At 64.6% G+C, this 18,477-nt stretch carries 12 protein-coding genes; 11 read left to right on the forward strand and 1 reads right to left on the reverse strand.

Annotated features, from left to right (window positions below):
- The first annotated feature begins 62 nt into the window (after positions 1-62).
- From ppsA to C666_RS19290, 6 genes are all read left to right on the forward strand, one after another.
- The gene (gene ppsA, locus C666_RS05560) at positions 63-2,429 is read left to right on the forward strand and encodes a phosphoenolpyruvate synthase (protein WP_004335072.1); all 2,367 of its coding nucleotides are present in this window, start codon (positions 63-65) and stop codon (positions 2,427-2,429) included.
- Positions 2,430-2,620: 191 nt separating this feature from the next.
- Entirely contained in the window at positions 2,621-3,517 is an 897-nt protein-coding gene (locus C666_RS05565) for a transporter substrate-binding domain-containing protein (RefSeq protein WP_004335075.1), read from the forward strand.
- 130 nt (positions 3,518-3,647) lie between these two features.
- A complete protein-coding gene (locus C666_RS05570; protein WP_211206714.1) occupies positions 3,648-4,385 on the forward strand; it encodes an amino acid ABC transporter permease in 738 nt (245 codons plus the stop codon).
- 2 nt (positions 4,386-4,387) lie between these two features.
- Positions 4,388-5,059: an amino acid ABC transporter permease gene (locus C666_RS05575; RefSeq protein ID WP_004335081.1), complete on the forward strand. Its 672-nt coding sequence runs from the start codon at positions 4,388-4,390 to the stop codon at positions 5,057-5,059.
- 54 nt (positions 5,060-5,113) lie between these two features.
- Positions 5,114-5,851, forward strand: a complete 738-nt coding sequence (locus tag C666_RS05580) for an amino acid ABC transporter ATP-binding protein (RefSeq protein ID WP_004335083.1) — start codon at positions 5,114-5,116, stop codon at positions 5,849-5,851.
- Between the two features lie 120 nt (positions 5,852-5,971).
- Positions 5,972-8,791, forward strand: a complete 2,820-nt coding sequence (locus tag C666_RS19290; protein WP_004335084.1) for a putative bifunctional diguanylate cyclase/phosphodiesterase — start codon at positions 5,972-5,974, stop codon at positions 8,789-8,791.
- Positions 8,792-8,855: 64 nt separating this feature from the next.
- On the opposite strand, the gene C666_RS05590 is transcribed toward C666_RS19290, so the two are convergent.
- Positions 8,856-10,388: a fumarate hydratase gene (locus tag C666_RS05590; protein ID WP_004335087.1), complete on the reverse strand. Its 1,533-nt coding sequence runs from the start codon at positions 10,386-10,388 to the stop codon at positions 8,856-8,858.
- 272 nt (positions 10,389-10,660) lie between these two features.
- Here C666_RS05590 and acs point away from each other — a divergent pair, with 272 nt between their 5' ends.
- The 5 genes from acs to C666_RS05615 all read left to right on the forward strand — a co-directional run bounded on the left by acs (position 10,661) and on the right by C666_RS05615 (position 18,455).
- Positions 10,661-12,625 (forward strand): acetate--CoA ligase, encoded by a 1,965-nt coding sequence (gene acs / locus C666_RS05595; RefSeq protein WP_004335090.1) that lies wholly within the window; start codon positions 10,661-10,663, stop codon positions 12,623-12,625.
- Between the two features lie 269 nt (positions 12,626-12,894).
- Positions 12,895-13,095: a hypothetical protein gene (locus C666_RS05600; protein ID WP_004335092.1), complete on the forward strand. Its 201-nt coding sequence runs from the start codon at positions 12,895-12,897 to the stop codon at positions 13,093-13,095.
- Between the two features lie 10 nt (positions 13,096-13,105).
- Entirely contained in the window at positions 13,106-15,847 is a 2,742-nt protein-coding gene (locus C666_RS05605) for a sensor histidine kinase (RefSeq protein WP_004335094.1), read from the forward strand.
- 31 nt (positions 15,848-15,878) lie between these two features.
- Complete coding sequence (locus tag C666_RS05610; protein ID WP_004335096.1) at positions 15,879-16,247, forward strand: response regulator transcription factor; 369 nt, start codon at positions 15,879-15,881, stop codon at positions 16,245-16,247.
- A 3-nt stretch (positions 16,248-16,250) separates the two neighbouring features.
- A complete protein-coding gene (locus tag C666_RS05615; RefSeq protein WP_004335099.1) occupies positions 16,251-18,455 on the forward strand; it encodes a 3'-5' exonuclease in 2,205 nt (734 codons plus the stop codon).
- Positions 18,456-18,477 lie beyond the last annotated feature (22 nt).

Below are 18,477 nucleotides of genomic sequence, written 5' to 3' on the forward strand. Positions count from 1 at the left end.
GAGCACAATAAAACGTTAAAATCCTATTTTGCTTTCTATATCCCTTTTGCGGAAGGCCACCCATGACTCGCTACGTGATTCCTTTCAACGAACTTCGCATGACCGACGTCGAGAAGGTCGGCGGCAAGAACGCCTCGCTCGGCGAGATGATCAGCCAGCTACCTTCCAGCGTCCGCGTCCCGGGCGGTTTTGCGACCACCGCGGAAGCCTACCGCGAATTCCTGGCTCACGATGGCCTGGCCGACCGCATCAATGCCGCGCTCGACGCGCTCGACGTCGATGACGTCGATGCGCTGGCAAAGACCGGGGCGCAGATCCGCCAGTGGATCATCGACATTCCCTTCCCGGCCCAGCTCGCAGCCGAGATCAAGACCGCCTACGACAAGATTACCGCAGAGGGCGAGGGCAGTTTCGCCGTGCGTTCGTCGGCCACCGCCGAGGACCTCCCGGATGCCTCGTTCGCCGGCCAGCAGGAAACCTTCCTGAACATCCATGGCTACGAGAACATCCTGCATGCGATGAAGGAAGTGTTCGCGTCGCTGTACAACGATCGCGCCATCGCCTACCGCGTCCACAAGGATTTCGCCCATGCCGACGTCGCGCTGTCGGCCGGCGTGCAGCGCATGGTGCGCTCGGATTCGGGGGCTTCGGGTGTGATGTTCTCGATCGATACCGAGTCGGGCTTTGATCAGGTGGTCTTCATCACCGCTTCGTACGGCCTGGGCGAGACCGTGGTGCAGGGCGCGGTCAATCCGGATGAATTCTATGTGCACAAGCCCACGCTGGCGCTGGACAAGCCCGCGATCATTCGCCGCAACCTGGGCTCGAAGCTGATCAAGATGGTGTTCACCGACAAGGCCGTGGCCGGCAAGTCGGTGCGCACGGTCGATGTGCCGGAAGCCGATCGCAACCGTTTCTCGCTGACCAACGAAGATGTTCTCGAGCTGGCGCGCTACGCGGTCATCATCGAGAAGCACTACGGCCGCCCGATGGACATCGAGTGGGGCAAGGATGGCATCGACGGCAAGCTCTACATCCTGCAGGCGCGCCCCGAGACGGTGAAGAGCCAGGACAGCGGGCTGGTCATGGAAAAGTACCGCCTGAAGCAGTACGGCAAGGCGCTGACCCACGGTCGTGCGATCGGCCAGAAGATCGGCGCCGGCGTGGTGCGCGTGGTGGGCGATGCTTCCGAGATGAACCGCGTGCAGGCAGGCGACGTCCTCGTCACCGACATGACCGATCCGAACTGGGAGCCGGTGATGAAGCGTGCCAGCGCCATCGTCACCAACCGCGGTGGGCGCACCTGCCATGCGGCCATCATCGCGCGCGAGCTGGGCATCCCGGCCATCGTCGGCTGCGGCAACGCCACCGACGTGCTGAACGAGGGCGAGTCGGTCACCGTTTCCTGCGCCGAAGGCGACACCGGCTACGTGTATCGCGGCAAGCTGGATTTCGAGATCATCACCACCGACATGGGCAATCTGCCCGAGATTCCGGTCAAGATCATGATGAACGTGGGCAACCCCGAACTCGCTTTCGAGTTCGCGCAGATCCCCAATGGCGGCGTCGGCCTGGCACGCCTGGAGTTCGTCATCAACAACATGATCGGCATCCACCCGAAGGCGATCCTCGACATCGGCCAGGTGCCCGCCAACCTGCGTGACGAAATCAACCGCCGCTCGCGCGGCTATGCCACGCCGAAGCAGTTCTTCATCGAGAAGCTGGTCGAGGGCGTGGCCACGATCGCGGCCGCGTTCTACCCGAAGCCCGTCATCGTGCGCATGTCCGATTTCAAGTCGAATGAGTACCGCAAGCTGCTCGGCGGCGAGATCTACGAGCCGGAAGAAGAAAACCCGATGCTCGGCTTCCGTGGCGCCTCGCGCTACATCGCGCATTCGTTCCGCGACTGCTTCGAGATGGAAGTCGCGGCGATGAAGAAGGTGCGCAACGAACTCGGCCTGACCAATGTGCAGATCATGATTCCGTTCGTGCGCAACCTCGAAGAGGCTGCGGGCGTGGTCGATCTGCTGGCGGAGCATGGCCTGAAGCGCGGCGTGAACGATCTCAAGCTCATCATGATGTGCGAGATCCCGTCCAACGCAATCCTGGCCGAGCAGTTCCTCGAGTACTTCGACGGCTTCTCCATCGGCTCCAACGACCTCACCCAGTTGACGCTGGGCCTCGACCGCGACTCCGGACTGGTCGCGCATGCTTTCGACGAGCGCGATCCGGCGGTCAAGCAACTGCTGTCGATGGCGATCCGGGCGGCCAACAAGCTCGACAAGTACGTGGGTATCTGCGGCCAGGGGCCGTCGGACCATGCCGACTTCGCTGAATGGCTGATGGACGAAGGCATCCAGACGATTTCGCTGAATCCGGACACGGTGGTGGATACCTGGCTGAAGCTGGCCGCGCACCGCGCAGCCTGATTCAGGTTTCGCCTGCGGCAAGAAGGGGGTTCCGTCCATGGGCGGAACCCCCTTCTTGCGTCTGCGCCGAGCGTGCCCCTGATCCGTACCATCTGCCTGCAAGTGCGATATAGCCGTGCTTTCCCGGATGCGGCAAAGTGAAAGACATGCTCTAGAATGGAGTTTCCTTACAAACACCGAAGGGGCATGCAATGAAGAAACATCTGCTCGCGATCGCCGTTACGGCACTGACCGCCGGTACGGTCATGGCGCAGGCCAATGACACCCTGGCGAAGATCAAGTCTTCAGGCAGCATCACCCTGGGTGTGCGTGAATCCTCGGGTCTGGCCTATACCCTGGGCAATGGCAAGTATGTGGGCTTCCACACCGAGATGGCGGAGAACATCGTTCAGGATCTGCAGAAGGACGTGGGCCTGTCAAAGCTGAACGTCAAATACCAGCCCGTCACTTCGCAGAACCGCATCCCGCTGGTGGTCAATGGCACGGTCGATCTCGAATGCGGCTCCACCACCAATGACCTGAACCGCCAGAAGGAGGTCGATTTCGCCAGCACCACCTATGTCGAGCAGGTGCGCATCGCGGTGAGGGCGGACTCCGACATCAGCGATGTCAAGGATCTGGACGGCAAGACCGTGGCGACCACCACCGGTACCACCTCGGTCCAGTTGCTGCGCCAGAACAAGCGCGCGTCGGGCATCAAGTTCAAGGACATCAATGGCAAGGATCACGCCGACAGCTTCCTGCTGCTCGAAACCGGCCGTGCCGATGCCTTCGTGATGGATGCCTCGATTCTGGCCGCCAACATTTCCAAGTCGAAGAACCCGAGCGGCTTCAAGATCGTCGGCGAGCCACTGTCGACCGAACCCATCGCCTGCATGCTGCGCAAGAACGATCCGGCTTTCCTGAAAGCGGTTAACGATTCGATCGCTCGCCAGGTAAAGGATGGCACGCTCGAGAAATTGTGGGACAAGTGGTTCCTGCAGCCGATCCCGCCGACCAACACCGCCGTGGGGCTACCGCTGTCCGACGCCACCCGCGAGGCCTGGAACAACCCCAACAACAAGCCCAAGGAAGCCTACAACGAGTAAGCTTCGACCCTGAAAACACCCTTTCCCGCTCGGAAATCCGGCCGGAAAGGGTTTTTCGATGGATGGCTGCACGCGCTGCGGGCAGCCGTTTCCGTACCTGAAAGGAAATCCTATGGCTTGGGATTGGCAGATGTTTTGCGAAGACACCCTGGACCGCACGGTCCGCGAGGGCTGTTTTGGCAAGGACGGGGACATCACCTACCTCGACTGGATGCTGTCGGCATGGGGGTGGACGGTCTCCGTCTCCTTGCTGGCGCTGCTGCTGGCGCTGGTAGCAGGGGTGGTGATCGGCACGATACGCACTTTGCCGGACAGCAAATGGACGGTACGTTTCGGCAACGCCTGGGTGGAGGTTTTCCGCAACATTCCGCTGCTGGTGCAGATCTTCCTCTGGTATCACGTCGTCCCGGCCATCTTCCCTGCCATGAAGTCCATGTCGGGTTTCGTGCTGGTGGTGCTGGCGCTGGGCTTCTTCACGTCGGCGCGGATCGCCGAGCAGGTGCGTTCGGGCATCCAGGCGCTGCCGCGCGGCCAGCGCCATGCGGGAATGGCCGTGGGCTTCACCACGTGGCAGACCTACCGCTATGTACTGCTGCCCAACGCCTTCCGCATCATCATTCCGCCGCTGACCAGCGAGACGATGAACATCTTCAAGAATTCGTCCGTGGCCTTCGCCGTGTCGGTGACCGAGCTGACCATGTTCGCCATGCAGGCGCAGGAAGAAACCGGCCGCGGCGTCGAGGTGTACCTGGCGGTGACCGGGCTGTACATCGTGTCGGCGTTCACGATCAACCGCATCATGACCTTCGTCGAGAAACGCGTGCGAGTGCCGGGCCTTGCGGCTCCCGGCGCAGCGGGAGGGCATTGAACATGAACCTCTCGTTCGATTTCTCTTTCTACAGCTGGGATCTGGTCTCCAACTTCATTCTGAAGGGCTTGTATTTCAGCGTGATGTTGACCCTGGTGGCGACGCTGGGCGGCATCTTCTTCGGCACCTTGCTGGCGATGATGCGGCTGTCCGGCCGCAAGTGGCTGATCGTGCCGGCCACGATCTACGTGGACGGCATGCGCAGCATTCCGCTGGTGATGGTGATCCTGTGGTTTTTCCTGCTGGTGCCGCTGCTCATCGGCGCGCCGATCGGCGCCGAAGCCTCGGCCACCGTCACCTTCATTGCCTTCGAGGCGGCGTATTTCTCCGAGATCATGCGTGCCGGCATCCAGTCCATCCCGCGCGGGCAGGTGTTCGCGGGGCAGGCGCTGGGCATGACCTACGGCCAGAACATGCGCCTGATCGTGTTGCCGCAGGCTTTCCGCAATATGCTGCCCGTACTGCTGACGCAGACCATCATCCTGTTCCAGGATACTTCGCTGGTCTACGCCATCGGTGCCTACGACATGCTCAAGGGCTTCGAAGTGGCGGGCAAGAACTACGGTCGTCCGATCGAGGCCTTCATCGCTGCCGCCGTCGTCTACTTCGTGATCTGCTACAGCCTGTCGTGGCTGGTGAAGCGGCTGCACAAGAAGATCGCCATCATTCATTGACGGACGAAACAACAAGCTATCGCGTCGATTGCGAAGCTGCGTGAGGATTTATTCATGATCGAACTCAAGAGCGTCTCCAAGTGGTATGGCAGCTTCCAGGTACTCGACGATTGTTCCACCCGCATCGAAAAGGGCGAGGTCGTCGTGGTGTGCGGGCCGTCGGGTTCGGGGAAGTCCACGCTGATCAAGACGATCAACGCACTGGAGCCCGTCCAGAAGGGCGAGATCTGGGTCAATGGCACGCCGGTGCATGACCCCAAGACCGATCTGCCCAAGCTGCGCAGTCATGTGGGCATGGTATTCCAGCACTTCGAGCTCTTTCCCCACCTGACGGTCACCCAGAACCTGACCATCGCCCAGGTGAAAGTGCTGCGGCGCAGCCTGGACGAAGCTAGGAAGCGCGGCCTGAAGATGCTGGAGCGCGTGGGTCTGATGGCGCACAAGGACAAGTTTCCGGGGCAACTCTCGGGCGGCCAGCAGCAGCGCGTAGCCATTGCCCGCGCGCTGTCGATGGATCCCATCGTGATGCTGTTCGACGAGCCCACTTCAGCGCTGGACCCCGAGATGGTGGGCGAAGTGCTGGACGTGATGGTCAGCCTGGCCAATGAAGGCATGACGATGATGTGTGTGACGCACGAAATGGGCTTTGCCCGGAAAGTGGCCAGCCGTGTGATCTTCATGGACGTGGGCGGGAAGATCCTGGAAGACTGCACGAAGGAGGATTTCTTCGGAAACCCCGACGCGCGCCAGCCGCGAACCAAGGACTTCCTCGGCAAGATATTGCAGCATTGACGTTTGCAGGCCTTTGCCCGGCTCGAAAAAGCACCCCGCGGGGTGCTTTTTTATCGCCGGAATTTTCGCACCGGGCCTGGGCGTTTATGATGCTGCAGCCATACGTACGAAAACCAGTTCATGTCCATTCCCCAGATTCCGTGGCTTCCTTCTGCCTCACCCGCGGCGGCACCCGCTGTCTTCGAGCGCGGCGGCGACTTTGCCGCCTGCGCCGACCCATCGGAACGCAAGCGTATCGAGATCGCGCTGGATGCGCTCGCGAGGCGCTATGCCCAGTTGTCCGGCGTCGCGTTCTACCAGGCGGTGTGCCGTCATCTGGTCGAGACGCTGGATCTGGGCTCGGTGTTCGTCGGTGCGCTGTCCACAGGGGGCGACAGGATCGACGTCCAGGCGGGCTGGAGCAGGAGTGGAGCGCTCGCGCCCTGGTCATATGCCCTGGAGGGAACCCCGTGCGCGGAGGTCATTCAGGGCGGTCCGCGGCTGTACCCCACGGGGGGCGCGGACACCTTCTCCCCTCACAAGGCGCTGCGTGACAGGCAGATCGAGGCCTATTGCGGAACACCGCTGCTCGACAAGCATGGCAGGGCCATCGGCTTGATCGTGGCCTTGAGTTCAGGCCCGCTGATCGATGCGCACGACGTCAATACGCTGCTGGACGTGTTCGACGACCGGGTCAGCGCCGAGATGCAGCGCGAGGCCGCCGAAGCCGCGCTGAATCGCCGCATCGCGGTCGAGGGGCTGATTGCGCGCTTGTCGACCGAACTCATTCTCGTCGCCCCTGATGCCCTGGACAGCGCGCTCGACCGTGCGCTCCGGCTGGTCGGGGAGTTTGCCGGCGTCGAGCGCGCCTCCGTCTGCCAGATGGCGCGCAATAGCGGGCAGGTCGACAACACCCACGAGTGGTGCGCTGCAGGCATCCCGCCGCAGCGCCTGGTGCTCCAAGGCATCCGCTTCGACGACGACTTCATGGCCAGCCGCCTCATCCGCACCCACTCGCTGGCCGTGATGGATGACGTCCGGGCCTTGCCGGCCGACGAGTGGCCTGAGCGCGAATGGCTCTGCGAAGCCGGCTTCCGTTCCATCCTGATGGCGCCGATGGTCTCCGACACGCGCCTGATCGGTTTCGTGAGCCTGAGCATGACGACGGCCCCGCGGCGCTGGAGCGACGAGGACCGCATCCTGGTGCGGCTCGTCAGCAACGCTGTCAGCAGCCTGCTAGAACGCAAGCGCGCCGAGGATGGGCGCAGGCTGGCTGCGAGCGTGTTCACCAACGCGAACGAGGCGATCATGATCACCGACCCCCAGGGGGCGATCATCGACGTCAACGCCGCTTTCACCCGCATCACCGGCTATCCGCGCGACGAGGTGCTCGGCCGCACCCCGCACTTGCTGTCGTCCGGCCATCATGACAAGCACTTCTATGCCGAACTGTGGCGCGCATTGTCCGAAGACGGACAGTGGCAGGGCGAGATCTGGAACCGAAGGCGCAACGGCGACGACTACGTCGAATGGCTGACGATCAGCGCGCTGCGCGACGAGCACGGCGAGATCAGCCACTATCTGGCGCTGTTCTCCGACATCAGCGCACAGAAGGCGCACCAGTCCCAGCTCGAATACATCGCCCATTTCGACGCCCTGACCGGCTTGCCCAATCGCGTGCTGCTGCATGACCGGCTCGAGCGCGCAATGGCGCAGGCGAGACGAAGCGGAAGGCTGGTGGTGGCCGCCTATATCGATCTGGACGGTTTCAAGGCGGTCAATGATCGGCACGGCCACCAGATGGGCGACCAGTTGCTTGCGGAACTGGCAATGCGCATGCGCACGACGCTGCGCGAAGGCGACAGCGTGTCGCGCCTGGGCGGCGACGAGTTCTTCGCGGTACTCGTCGAGCTTCCCGATCCGACCGCCTGCCTGCAGCTCGTGCAGCGCCTGCTGGGCGTGCTGGCGCAGCGCGTCCCGCTCGGCGGCGTGGAACTGCAGGTTTCGGCGAGCATCGGGCTCGCCTTCTATCCGCAGGGCGAGGAGGTCGACGCGGACCAGTTGCTGAGGCAGGCCGATCTGGCCATGTACCAGGCCAAGCTGACGGGCAAGAACCGCTTCCACGTGTTCGACGCCGTGCAGGACCGCAGCGTGCGGGGCCAGCACCAGACATTGGTGCGAATAGAGCAAGGCCTTGAACGGGGCGAGTTCGTGCTGCACTACCAGCCCAAGGTCAATATGCGCAGCGGCCAACTGATCGGCGCCGAAGCACTGATCCGCTGGCAGCATCCGGAAGAGGGACTGGTCGGGCCGGCGGCCTTCCTGCCCGTCATCGAGAACCATCCATTGGCGATACGGCTGGGGGAATGGGTCATCGGCAGCGCGCTGGCGCAGGTAGCTGCGTGGCAGGGCGAGGGGCTGCGGGTGCCGGTGAGCGTCAACATCGGAGCACATCACCTGCAGGTGGCGGATTTCATGCCCCGCCTCTGCCGCCTGCTCGCCGCGCGCCCGGAGGTGCCGCCAGCCATGCTCGAGCTCGAAGTGCTGGAAAGCAGCGCGCTCGAAAGCCTGCAGCAGGCGTCGCGCGTCATCGAGGCATGCGCCGAGATCGGCGTGTCGTTCGCGCTCGACGACTTCGGAACGGGTTATTCGTCGCTCGCCTATCTGAAGCGTCTGCCTGCCGCATGCCTGAAGATCGACCAGATGTTCGTGCGCGACATGCTCCACGACTCCGAGGATCGCGCCATCCTGCAGGCCATCATCGGTCTGGCGAGCGCTTTTCGGCGCAAGGTGATCGCCGAGGGCGTGGAAACCATCGAGCAGGGCGCGCTGCTGCTCGAACTGGGCTGTGAGACGGCGCAGGGTTTCTACATTTCACGTCCGCTGCCGGCAGCCGATCTCCCGGGCTGGGCGGCCGGCTGGCTGCCGCCGGAGGACTGGCGCAGCGTGCCCCGCGCCTGAGCGCGCCGCGCCGCTGGCGAACCCGGCCATGGGGATGGCCGGGTTTCGTTGCATGGCGGGGGTGTCAGGCAACTGCGACCGGGATCTTGCCGATCTTCGCCTGCCATTCCTTCGGGCCGGTGTTGTGCACACTTGTGCCGTTGGCGTCCACGGCGACGGTCACGGGCATGTCCTGCACCGTGAATTCGTAGATCGCTTCCATGCCCAGATCGGCGAAGCCGACGATCTTCGCTTCCTTGATCGCTTTCGACACCAGATAGGCCGAGCCGCCGACCGCCATCAGGTAAGCCGATTTGTTGTCCTTGATCGCGTCGATCGCGACCGGGCCGCGCTCGGACTTGCCGATCATCGAGATCAGGCCGGTCTTTTCCAGCATCATGCGGGTGAACTTGTCCATGCGGGTGGCGGTGGTGGGGCCGGCCGGGCCGACGACTTCATCGCGCACCGGGTCGACCGGGCCGACGTAGTAGATGACGCGGTTGGTGAAATCCACCGGCAGCTTTTCGCCTTTCTCGAGCATGTCGGCAATGCGCTTGTGCGCGGCGTCGCGGCCGGTGAGCATCTTGCCGTTGAGCAGCAGGATCTGGCCCGGCTTCCACGACGCCACTTCTTCCTTGGTCAGCGTGTCGAGGTCGACGCGGGTGGCGACGTTGGTGTCCGCCTTCCAGGTGACTTGCGGCCAGTCTTCCAGCCTTGGCGTTTCCAGCGTCGCCGGGCCGGAGCCGTCGAGGTGGAAATGGACGTGGCGCGTCGCTGCACAGTTGGGGATCATCGCGACCGGCAGCGAGGCGGCGTGGGTCGGGTAGTCCATGATCTTGACGTCGAGCACGGTGGTGAGGCCGCCCAGTCCCTGGGCGCCGATGCCCAGTGCGTTGACCTTGTCCATCAGTTCGAGGCGCAGTTCTTCGACGCGCGTGAGCGCGGCGCCGGAAGCGGCCTTCTCGCGCAGTTCGTGGATGTTCACGGGCTCCATCAGCGATTCCTTGGCCAGCAGCATTGCCTTTTCCGGCGTGCCGCCGATGCCGATGCCGAGGATGCCCGGCGGACACCAGCCGGCGCCCATGGTCGGCACGGTCTTGAGCACCCAGTCGACGATCGAGTCGGACGGATTGAGCATGACCATCTTCGACTTGTTCTCCGAGCCGCCGCCCTTGGCCGCACAGATGATCTCGACATGGTCGCCGGGCACGATCTCGTAATGCACCACCGCGGGGGTGTTGTCCTTGCTGTTCCGGCGCTTGCCGGCCGGGTCGAGCAGCACCGAGGCGCGCAGCTTGTTGTCCGGGTTGTTGTAGGCGCGGCGCACGCCTTCGTTCACCATCTCCTGGACGCTCAGTTTCGCGTCCCACTGCACGTTCATGCCCACCTTGAGGAATACGACCGCGATGCCGGTGTCCTGGCAGATGGGGCGATGGCCCTCGGCGCACATGCGGGAATTGGTCAGGATCTGGGCGATGGCGTCCTTCGCCGCCGGGCTCTCCTCGCGCTCGTAGGCTTTGCCAAGCGCCTGGATGTAGTCGAGCGGGTGGTAGTAGCTGATGTACTGGAACGCATCCGCAATCGACTGAATGAGGTCTTCTTCGCGAATAATCGTCATGGCGCTTGGTCTCCGGGATGACATAGGGGCAGAATGCCGAGGTTCGATCGGGATTCGATCAAGCGGCGGATTTTAGCATCGCGTATCGGCCGCGTCCTCGAAGGGGGACGGGCGCCTGTGTAAGTCCTGTGTAAGATACATATTCTTAAATGCACTGCATTCGGCTGCAGCCGGGCGATTGACTGTCGCAACCATTTCAAGGCCGGAACCAACCGGTCGACGACCCGCAAAGGGTCAGCTTCAACCATTTGATCAGTTGAGGAGAGGTGAGCATGTCCAATGAGCAGCAAGTCCGCATTTACAACCCCTCGGAAGAGATGGTTAAGAACGCAGCGGTGTCCGGCATGGACGGGTATCGCGCGTTGTGCAAGGAAGCAGAAGACGACTACGAGGGCTTCTGGGGTCGTCGTGCCAAGGAGCTGCTCGACTGGAAGGAGCCGTTCACCCAGGTACTCGACGAGAGCAACGCGCCGTTCTTCAAGTGGTTCGCCGACGGCAAGCTGAACGTCTCTTACAACTGCCTCGACCGCAACGTCAATAACGGTCTGGGCGACAAGGTCGCGCTGATCTTCGAAGCCGACAACGGCGACGTCACCAAGGTCACCTACAAGGATCTGCTGGCGCGTGTCAGCAAGTTTGCCAATGCCCTGCGCGGCATGGGTGTCAAGAAGGGCGACCGCGTCGTCATCTATCTGCCGATGTCGATCGAAGGCGTGGTCGCCATGCAGGCCTGCGCCCGCGTCGGCGCCACCCACTCCATCGTCTTCGGCGGCTTCTCGGCCCAGGCCCTGCGCGACCGCATCGAAGACGCCGGCGCCGTGGCGCTGATCACCTCCGACGGCCAGCACCGCGGCGGCAAGGCCCTGCCGCTGAAGCCGATTGCCGACGAAGCCCTGTCGCTGGGCGGCTGCGACACGATCAAGAACGTCGTCGTGGTCAAGCGCACCGGCGGCGACTGCAACATCGTCGCCGGCCGCGACGTGTGGTTCCACGACGCCTGCGAAGGCCAGTCGGAAGTGTGTGAGCCGGAGTGGGTCGAAGCCGAGCACCCGCTGTTCATCCTCTATACCTCGGGCTCCACCGGCAAGCCGAAGGGCGTTCAGCACTCCTCCGGTGGCTACCTGCTGCAGGCGGTGCTGTCGATGAAGTACAGCTTCGACATCAAGCTCGACGACATCTTCTGGTGCACCGCCGACATCGGCTGGGTCACGGGCCACACCTTCATCTCGTATGGCCCGCTCGCCTGCGGCGCGACCGAGATCGTGTTCGAGGGCGTGCCGACCTATCCTGACGCGGGCCGTTTCTGGAAGATGATCCAGGACCACAAGGTCACCATCTTCTACACCGCGCCGACCGCCATCCGTTCGCTGATCAAGGCTGCCGACAACAACCCGGCCGTGCACCCGACCAAGTACGACCTGTCCAGCCTGCGCTTGCTGGGGTCCGTCGGCGAGCCGATCAACCCGGCCGCCTGGCAGTGGTACTACGACAACGTTGGCGGCGGCCGCTGCCCGATCGTCGACACCTTCTGGCAGACCGAGACCGGCGCGCACGTGATCACGCCGATGCCGGGCGCCACGCCGATGGTGCCGGGTTCGTGCACGCTGCCCTTCCCGGGCATCCAGGCCGCGGTGGTCGATGAGACCGGTACCGAAGTGCCGTGGGGCCAGGGCGGCATCCTGGTCATCAAGCGTCCGTGGCCGTCGATGATCCGCACCATCTGGGGCGATCCCGAGCGCTTCAAGAAGTCCTACTACCCGGAAGACTTCAAGGGCAAGCTGTACCTGGCCGGCGACGGCGCCATCCGCGACGTCGAAACGGGCTACTTCACCATCACCGGCCGTATCGACGATGTGCTGAACGTCTCGGGCCACCGCATGGGCACGATGGAAATCGAGTCGGCCCTGGTCGCGCACGAGAAGGTCGCCGAGGCGGCCGTGGTCGGCCGTCCGGACGACGTGACGGGCGAGGCGATCGTGGCCTTCGTGGTGCTGAAGGGGCCGCGCCCCACCGGCGACGAAGCGGCGGCGGTCATCAAGGAACTGCAGAATTGGGTGGGCCACGAGATCGGGCCGATCGCCAAGCCGAAGGACATCCGTTTCGGCGAGAACCTGCCGAAGACGCGCTCGGGCAAGATCATGCGCCGCCTGCTGCGCCAACTGGCCAAGGGCGAGGACGTCACCCAGGACACCTCGACGCTCGAGAATCCGCACATTCTCGAACAGCTCAAGGGCTGATCCGTCCAGGCCGGGCCGCAAGGGCCCGGCCGCAACGAACGACAGGGAAAGACCCGGCCACGAAGCCGGGCGGGGGAGAGGAGGCGAGCGTGTGTAGAACGCCGCCACCTGTACGTGCGATGCGCCTAACCTGCCTGCAAGAGCGGGGGGCGCATTCGTTTTCTGCTGGCGGACCGCCCCGGGCAGGCAGTGCCTTTCCGGGTAGTTGGCGCGGCCGCAGTGCGGCAAGCGTGGGTTTTTTGCCGGAGAGCAGACATCATGGGGGGATCATGATGCGCAAGGGACTCGCAGGGCAGCGTCTGGTCGCGGTGTTCATCGCAGGCGTCCTGCTGCTCAATTTTCCATTGCTGTCGCTGTTTGACCGGCCATTGTCGCTGTTCGGACTGCCACTGCTGCACGTGTATCTGTTCGCGGTCTGGGGCGGGCTGATCGCCGCCGTGGGCTGGATCGTCGAGCGCGGGGCGCGCTGAGGGCAGGCGGATGCTTCCGGGCTGGCTCATCATCGGCGCTTCGTTCGCCTACCTGCTGATTCTCTTCGCGGTGGCGCACTTCGGCGACCGCCGTGCCGATCAGGGGCGCTCGGTCATCGACAACGCCTGGACCTACGGCCTGTCGCTGGCCGTCTACTGTACGGCATGGACTTATTTCGGCAGCGTCGGCCGCGCCGCTTCGGGCGGCATCTGGTTCCTGCCGACCTATCTCGGCCCCACGCTGGGCATGGCGCTCGCATGGCTGGTGGTGCTGAAGATGATCCGCATCGCACGCAGCCACCGCATCACCTCGATCGCCGACTTCATCGCCTCGCGCTACGGCAAGAGCCACATGCTGGGCGGGCTGGTCACGATCATCGCCGTGGTCGGCATCCTTCCCTACATCGCCCTGCAGCTCAAGGCGATCTCCAGTGCCTATGCGCTGCTGGCCGAGGACGCCGGCGACCTGCTGTCGGCCGGGGAGTCGGCGGCATGGTGGCTGGACAGCACGCTCTACATCGCGCTGACGCTGGCGGCGTTCACCGTGCTGTTCGGCACGCGCCATCTCGATGCCACCGAACGGCACGAGGGCATGGTTGCGGCAATCGCCTTCGAATCGCTCGTCAAGCTGCTCGCCTTCGTCGCGGTGGGCATCTACGTCACCTATTGGCTGTACGACGGCTTCAATGATCTCTACGCGCGGGCGCGCGAACACCCCGGGCTGGCCAGCCTGCTGATCTTCGACAGTACCGGCAAGATCGGCTATGGAGGCTGGTTCGCGCATGTGCTGCTGGCGATGCTGGCGGGCATCTTCCTGCCGCGCCAGTTCCAGATCGCGGTGGTCGAGAACGTCAACGAGCAGCACCTGAGGCGCGCGACCTGGATGTTCCCGGCCTATCTGCTGGCGATCAACATCTTCGTGATTCCGATCGCGCTCGGCGGCCTGCTGCATTTCGGCCAGGGGACGGTCGACCCCGACACTTTCGTGCTGACCCTGCCGCTGGCGCACGACAATGCTGCGCTGGCGCTGTTCGTGTTCATCGGCGGCCTGTCGGCGGCCACCGGCATGGTCATCGTCGAGGCCATCGCGCTGTCGACGATGGTATGCAACGATCTCGTGATGCCCATCCTGCTGCGCAGCCGGCGGCTGGGCCTGTCGGCGCAGCGCGACCTGACGCGGCTGCTGCTGGGCATCCGGCGCGGCGCGATCGTCGGCGTGCTGCTGCTCGGCTACCTGTACTTCCGCCTTGCCGGCGAGGCCTACGCGCTCGTCAGCATCGGCCTGATCAGCTTTGCCGCCGTCGCGCAGTTCGCGCCGGCGATGCTGGGTGGCATGTACTGGCGCAACGGCACGCGCGACGGCGCGCTCGCGGGCCTGCTCGCGGGTTTCGTGGTGTGGGCCTATACCTTGCTGCTGCCGTCCTTCGCCAAATCCGGCTGGCTCGATCCCGCATTCCTCGACAACGGGCTGTTCGGGCTGGCGTGGCTGCGGCCGGAGCAACTGTTCGGCCTGAGCGGTCTCGACAACATCAGCCATGCGCTGTTCTGGAGCCTGTTCGCCAACATCGGCAGCTATGTGTTCGTGTCGCTGCTGCGCGTCCCGACCAGTGCGGAGGCGGGGCAGGGCACGCTCTTCGTGGATGTGTTCCGCCGTGGCGACAGCCCGCCGGCGAGCTTCTGGCGCGGGCGCGCGGAAGTCGCCGAGCTGATGCCGCTGGTGGCCCGCTTTCTCGGCCAGCGCCGTACCGAGGACGCGTTCCACGGCTACGCCCGTATCCGCGGCATGGACGGCATCGACAGGCTGAAGGCCGACCCCGATCTGGTCCACTTCGCCGAATCGCTGCTTGCCGGCGCGATCGGCAGCGCCTCGGCGCGGGTCATGGTGTCGACGGTGGTGCAGGAAGAGCCGCTGGGTCTGGGCGAAGTGATGGACATCCTCGACGAGGCGTCGGAGGTGCGGGCCTACTCGCACCGGCTCGAAGAGAAATCGCGCGAACTCGAAGCGGCGACGGCCGAACTGCGCGCGGCCAACGACAAGCTCAAGGAACTCGACCGCCTGAAGGACGACTTCATGTCGTCGGTCACGCACGAACTGCGCACGCCGCTGACTTCGATCCGGGCGCTGTCCGAGATGATGCTCGACGACCCGGACATCGAACTCGCCGACCGCCAGCGCTTCCTCGGCATCATCGTGTCCGAGACGGTGCGCCTGACACGCCTGGTCAACCAGGTGCTCGATCTGGCCAAGATCGAAGCCGGCCACGCCGAATGGCACAACACCGACATCGACATGTGCGAGCTGGTGAGCCACGCGGTCGACGCCACGCAGCAACTGTTCCGCGACCGCAACGCGCGGGTCGTGCTCGAACTGCCCGACACGGTGCCGGTGCTGCGCGCCGACCACGACCGCCTGCTGCAGGTCATGCTCAACCTGCTGTCCAACGCGGCCAAGTTCGTGCCGGCGGAAGGCGGGCGCGTCGATGTTCGCCTGATCGCCGGCGACGGCCGGATCAGGGTCGATGTGCGCGACAACGGGCCGGGCATCGCAGCCGAGCTCGAAGCGGTGATCTTCCAGAAGTTCAGGCAGGGCGGGGACGAGCGCTCCCGACCGCAGGGGACGGGGCTGGGGTTGCCGATCAGCCGCCAGATCGTCGAGCATTTCGGCGGCCGGCTGTGGCTGGAGTCGGCGCCCTGCGAAGGGGCGCGCTTCTCGTTCGAATTGCCCTTGCCGCCTGCTGCGGACGGCGAATGACATAGAATGGCGCAGGAGGGAGGAGAAACGCATGGCCAAGAAGATCCTGATTGCAGACGATGAACAAAATATCGTCATATCCCTGGAATTCCTCATGAAGCGGGAGGGCTTCGAGGTAGTGGTGGCAAACGATGGCGAGGAGGCGGCGAGGCGCATCCGCAGCGACTGTCCGGACCTGGTCCTGCTCGACGTGATGATGCCCAAGAAGAGCGGCTTCGAGGTTTGCCAGGAGATCAAGGCCGATCCGGCCATGGCCGCGGTCCGCATCCTGATGCTGACGGCCAAGGGGCGCGACACCGAGGTGGCGAAGGGCCTGGCCCTGGGGGCGGACGCCTACATGACGAAGCCGTTCTCGACCAAGGAACTGGTGGAGAAGGTGCGCGGTCTGCTGGGGGCCTGAGCGATGTCCGCGCGCTCGAGATTCGCCCTGGCGGTCATCGTCCTGGGCCTGCTGATGACGGGCCCCTTCATCCTCACCGCCCTCATCGTCTGGTTCGAGACCCGCGACGAAGGCCGGCAGCAGCTGATGGATGTCCTGGTGCCCCATCTCGGGGTCGGCACGATGCTGACCGCGGTGGGCTTCGCGGCCGGTGTCGGCGTGTTGCGCATCCTGTTCCGCCAGTATGTGCAGGGCCTGCTGCGCATGGCTGAGAACCTGCGCCTGATGCTCGGCGCCAACCGCGGCTTCCGCGTCCAGCCCGAGGGCCCGCCCGAAGTCCGCATGCTGGCGAGCGCGGCGAACGAGCTGGCGAGTCAGCGCGACGAGATCTTCGGCGACGTCGAGGCCCAGATCGCGCGGGCCAAGGATTCCGTCGAACAGGAGAAGAACCGCCTCGCCGCGCTGATGTCCGAGCTGACCCAGAGCGTCGTGGTGTGCAACCTCGATGGCCGCATCCTGCTCTACAACAACCGCGCGCGCCTGCAGTTCCGCGCCCTGTCGGACGCGCCCGGCGTGGCCGGCGGCGGAGAGCTGATCGGCCTCGGGCGTTCGATCTATGCCGTGTTCGAGCGCAACCTGATCGCCCACGCGCTGGAAACCATCCAGCAGCGCCTCAGGCGCGGCGTCGCCCAGCCGCAGGCCAACTTCGTCACCACCACGCGTGCCGGGCAACTGCTGCGCGTGCAGATGGCGCCGGTGCTGTCGGTGGCGAAGCCGCAGGGCGGAGCGGACGCGGACAGCGCCAAGGCCGCAGGCGAGGCCGAGCGCACGCAGACCGGCTTTATCCTGATGCTCGACAACATCACGCGCAACTTCGAGGCCGAGTCGCGCCGCGACCAGATGCTGCACAAGCTCACCGAGGGCAACCGCGCTGCGCTGGCGAACGTGCGTGCGGCGGCGGAAATGCTCGAGTACGGCGACCTGCCCGACGACATGCGCGACCGCTTCCGCAGCGTCATCCGCGACGAGGTGCAGGGCATGAGCCAGCGCCTGAACGAGACCGCCGACGCCTTCGCCGATTCGCTGAAATCGCGCTGGCCGCTCGAGGAAATGCTGGGGGCGGACCTCGTCGCGGCGGTGCAGCGCCGCATCGAGCAGCGCATCGAGCTGCGCACCAAGCTCGAGGAAATCGACGAGAACCTGTGGGTGAAGGTCGACAGCTTCTCGCTGATCCAGGCCCTGACCTACCTGGCGAGCCGCCTGTCCGACGAGTTCGAGGTGCGCGAGGTGCGCTTCCGCCTCACCGCTGCTGGGCGCCTCGTACACCTCGACCTGATCTGGTCCGGCCAGGCGATGAGCACCGAGACAGTGATGAGCTGGGAGCTCGAACCGATGAAGATCGAGGACGAGAGCAGCCCGCTGACGGTGCGCGACGTCATCGACCGCCACGACGGCGAGATGTGGCTGGAGCGCGAGAAGGTGCGCCACCGCGCCTTCTTCCGTGTCCTGCTGCCGGCCGCGATGCCGCAGGACCAGGCCGACGCCGAACTCTTCCTGCGCGGCGAGAGCCGGCCCGAATACTATGATTTCGACCTCTTCGCCTGGTCGGAAAGGTCGCTCGAGATCGAGGACCGTCCGCTCACCGAACTGGCGTTCACGGTATTCGACACCGAAACGACCGGGCTCAACCCTTCGCAGGGCGACGAGATCATCCAGATCGGCGCGACCCGCATCCTCAACGGCAAGCTGCTGCGCAACGAGTCCTTCGAGCAGTTGATCGACCCGCGCCGGCCGCTGGCGCCGGAGTCGGCCGAAATCCACGGCATCACCGCAGAGATGCTGAAGGGCCAGCCGACGATCGATTCCGTGCTGCCGGCCTTCCATGCGTTTGCCGCGGATACCGTGCTGATCGCCCACAACGCCGCTTTCGACATGCGCTTCCTGCAGCTCAAGGAGGCGGCCACGGGCTTGCGTTTCGACCAGCCGGTCATCGACACCTTGCTGCTGTCGGCGGTCGTGCACCCGAACCAGGAATCGCACCGCCTGGAGGCGATCGCCGAGCGACTCGGCTTGACCATCGTCGGCCGGCACACCGCGCTCGGCGACGCGATCGTGACCGCGGAGGTGTTCCTCAAGCTCGTCCCGCTGCTGGCGGAGAAAGGCATCCGCACGCTGCGCGAAGCGCGTGAGGCCGCCGAGAAGACCTATTACGCACGGATCAAGTATTGATGCATCGCACGCCAGCCGGCGC

Origin of the sequence: Thauera linaloolentis 47Lol = DSM 12138 (genome assembly GCF_000310205.1) — a bacterium.
Classification (GTDB): Bacteria; Pseudomonadota; Gammaproteobacteria; order Burkholderiales; family Rhodocyclaceae; genus Thauera; species Thauera linaloolentis.

Bases quoted from the DNA above. Each gene is read 5' to 3' on its own strand.
- C666_RS05575 (WP_004335081.1), top strand. From the start codon at position 4,388: ATGAACCTCTCGTTCGATTTCTCTTTCTACAGCTGGGATCTGGTCTCC.
- C666_RS05565 (WP_004335075.1), top strand. From the start codon at position 2,621: ATGAAGAAACATCTGCTCGCGATCGCCGTTACGGCACTGACCGCCGGT.
- C666_RS19290 (WP_004335084.1), top strand. From the start codon at position 5,972: ATGTCCATTCCCCAGATTCCGTGGCTTCCTTCTGCCTCACCCGCGGCG.
- C666_RS05610 (WP_004335096.1), top strand. From the start codon at position 15,879: ATGGCCAAGAAGATCCTGATTGCAGACGATGAACAAAATATCGTCATA.
- C666_RS05570 (WP_211206714.1), top strand. From the start codon at position 3,648: ATGTTTTGCGAAGACACCCTGGACCGCACGGTCCGCGAGGGCTGTTTT.
- C666_RS05580 (WP_004335083.1), top strand. From the start codon at position 5,114: ATGATCGAACTCAAGAGCGTCTCCAAGTGGTATGGCAGCTTCCAGGTA.
- C666_RS05605 (WP_004335094.1), top strand. From the start codon at position 13,106: ATGCTTCCGGGCTGGCTCATCATCGGCGCTTCGTTCGCCTACCTGCTG.
- C666_RS05590 (WP_004335087.1), bottom strand. From the start codon at position 10,388: ATGACGATTATTCGCGAAGAAGACCTCATTCAGTCGATTGCGGATGCG.
- C666_RS05600 (WP_004335092.1), top strand. From the start codon at position 12,895: ATGATGCGCAAGGGACTCGCAGGGCAGCGTCTGGTCGCGGTGTTCATC.
- acs (WP_004335090.1), top strand. From the start codon at position 10,661: ATGTCCAATGAGCAGCAAGTCCGCATTTACAACCCCTCGGAAGAGATG.
- ppsA (WP_004335072.1), top strand. From the start codon at position 63: ATGACTCGCTACGTGATTCCTTTCAACGAACTTCGCATGACCGACGTC.
- C666_RS05615 (WP_004335099.1), top strand. From the start codon at position 16,251: ATGTCCGCGCGCTCGAGATTCGCCCTGGCGGTCATCGTCCTGGGCCTG.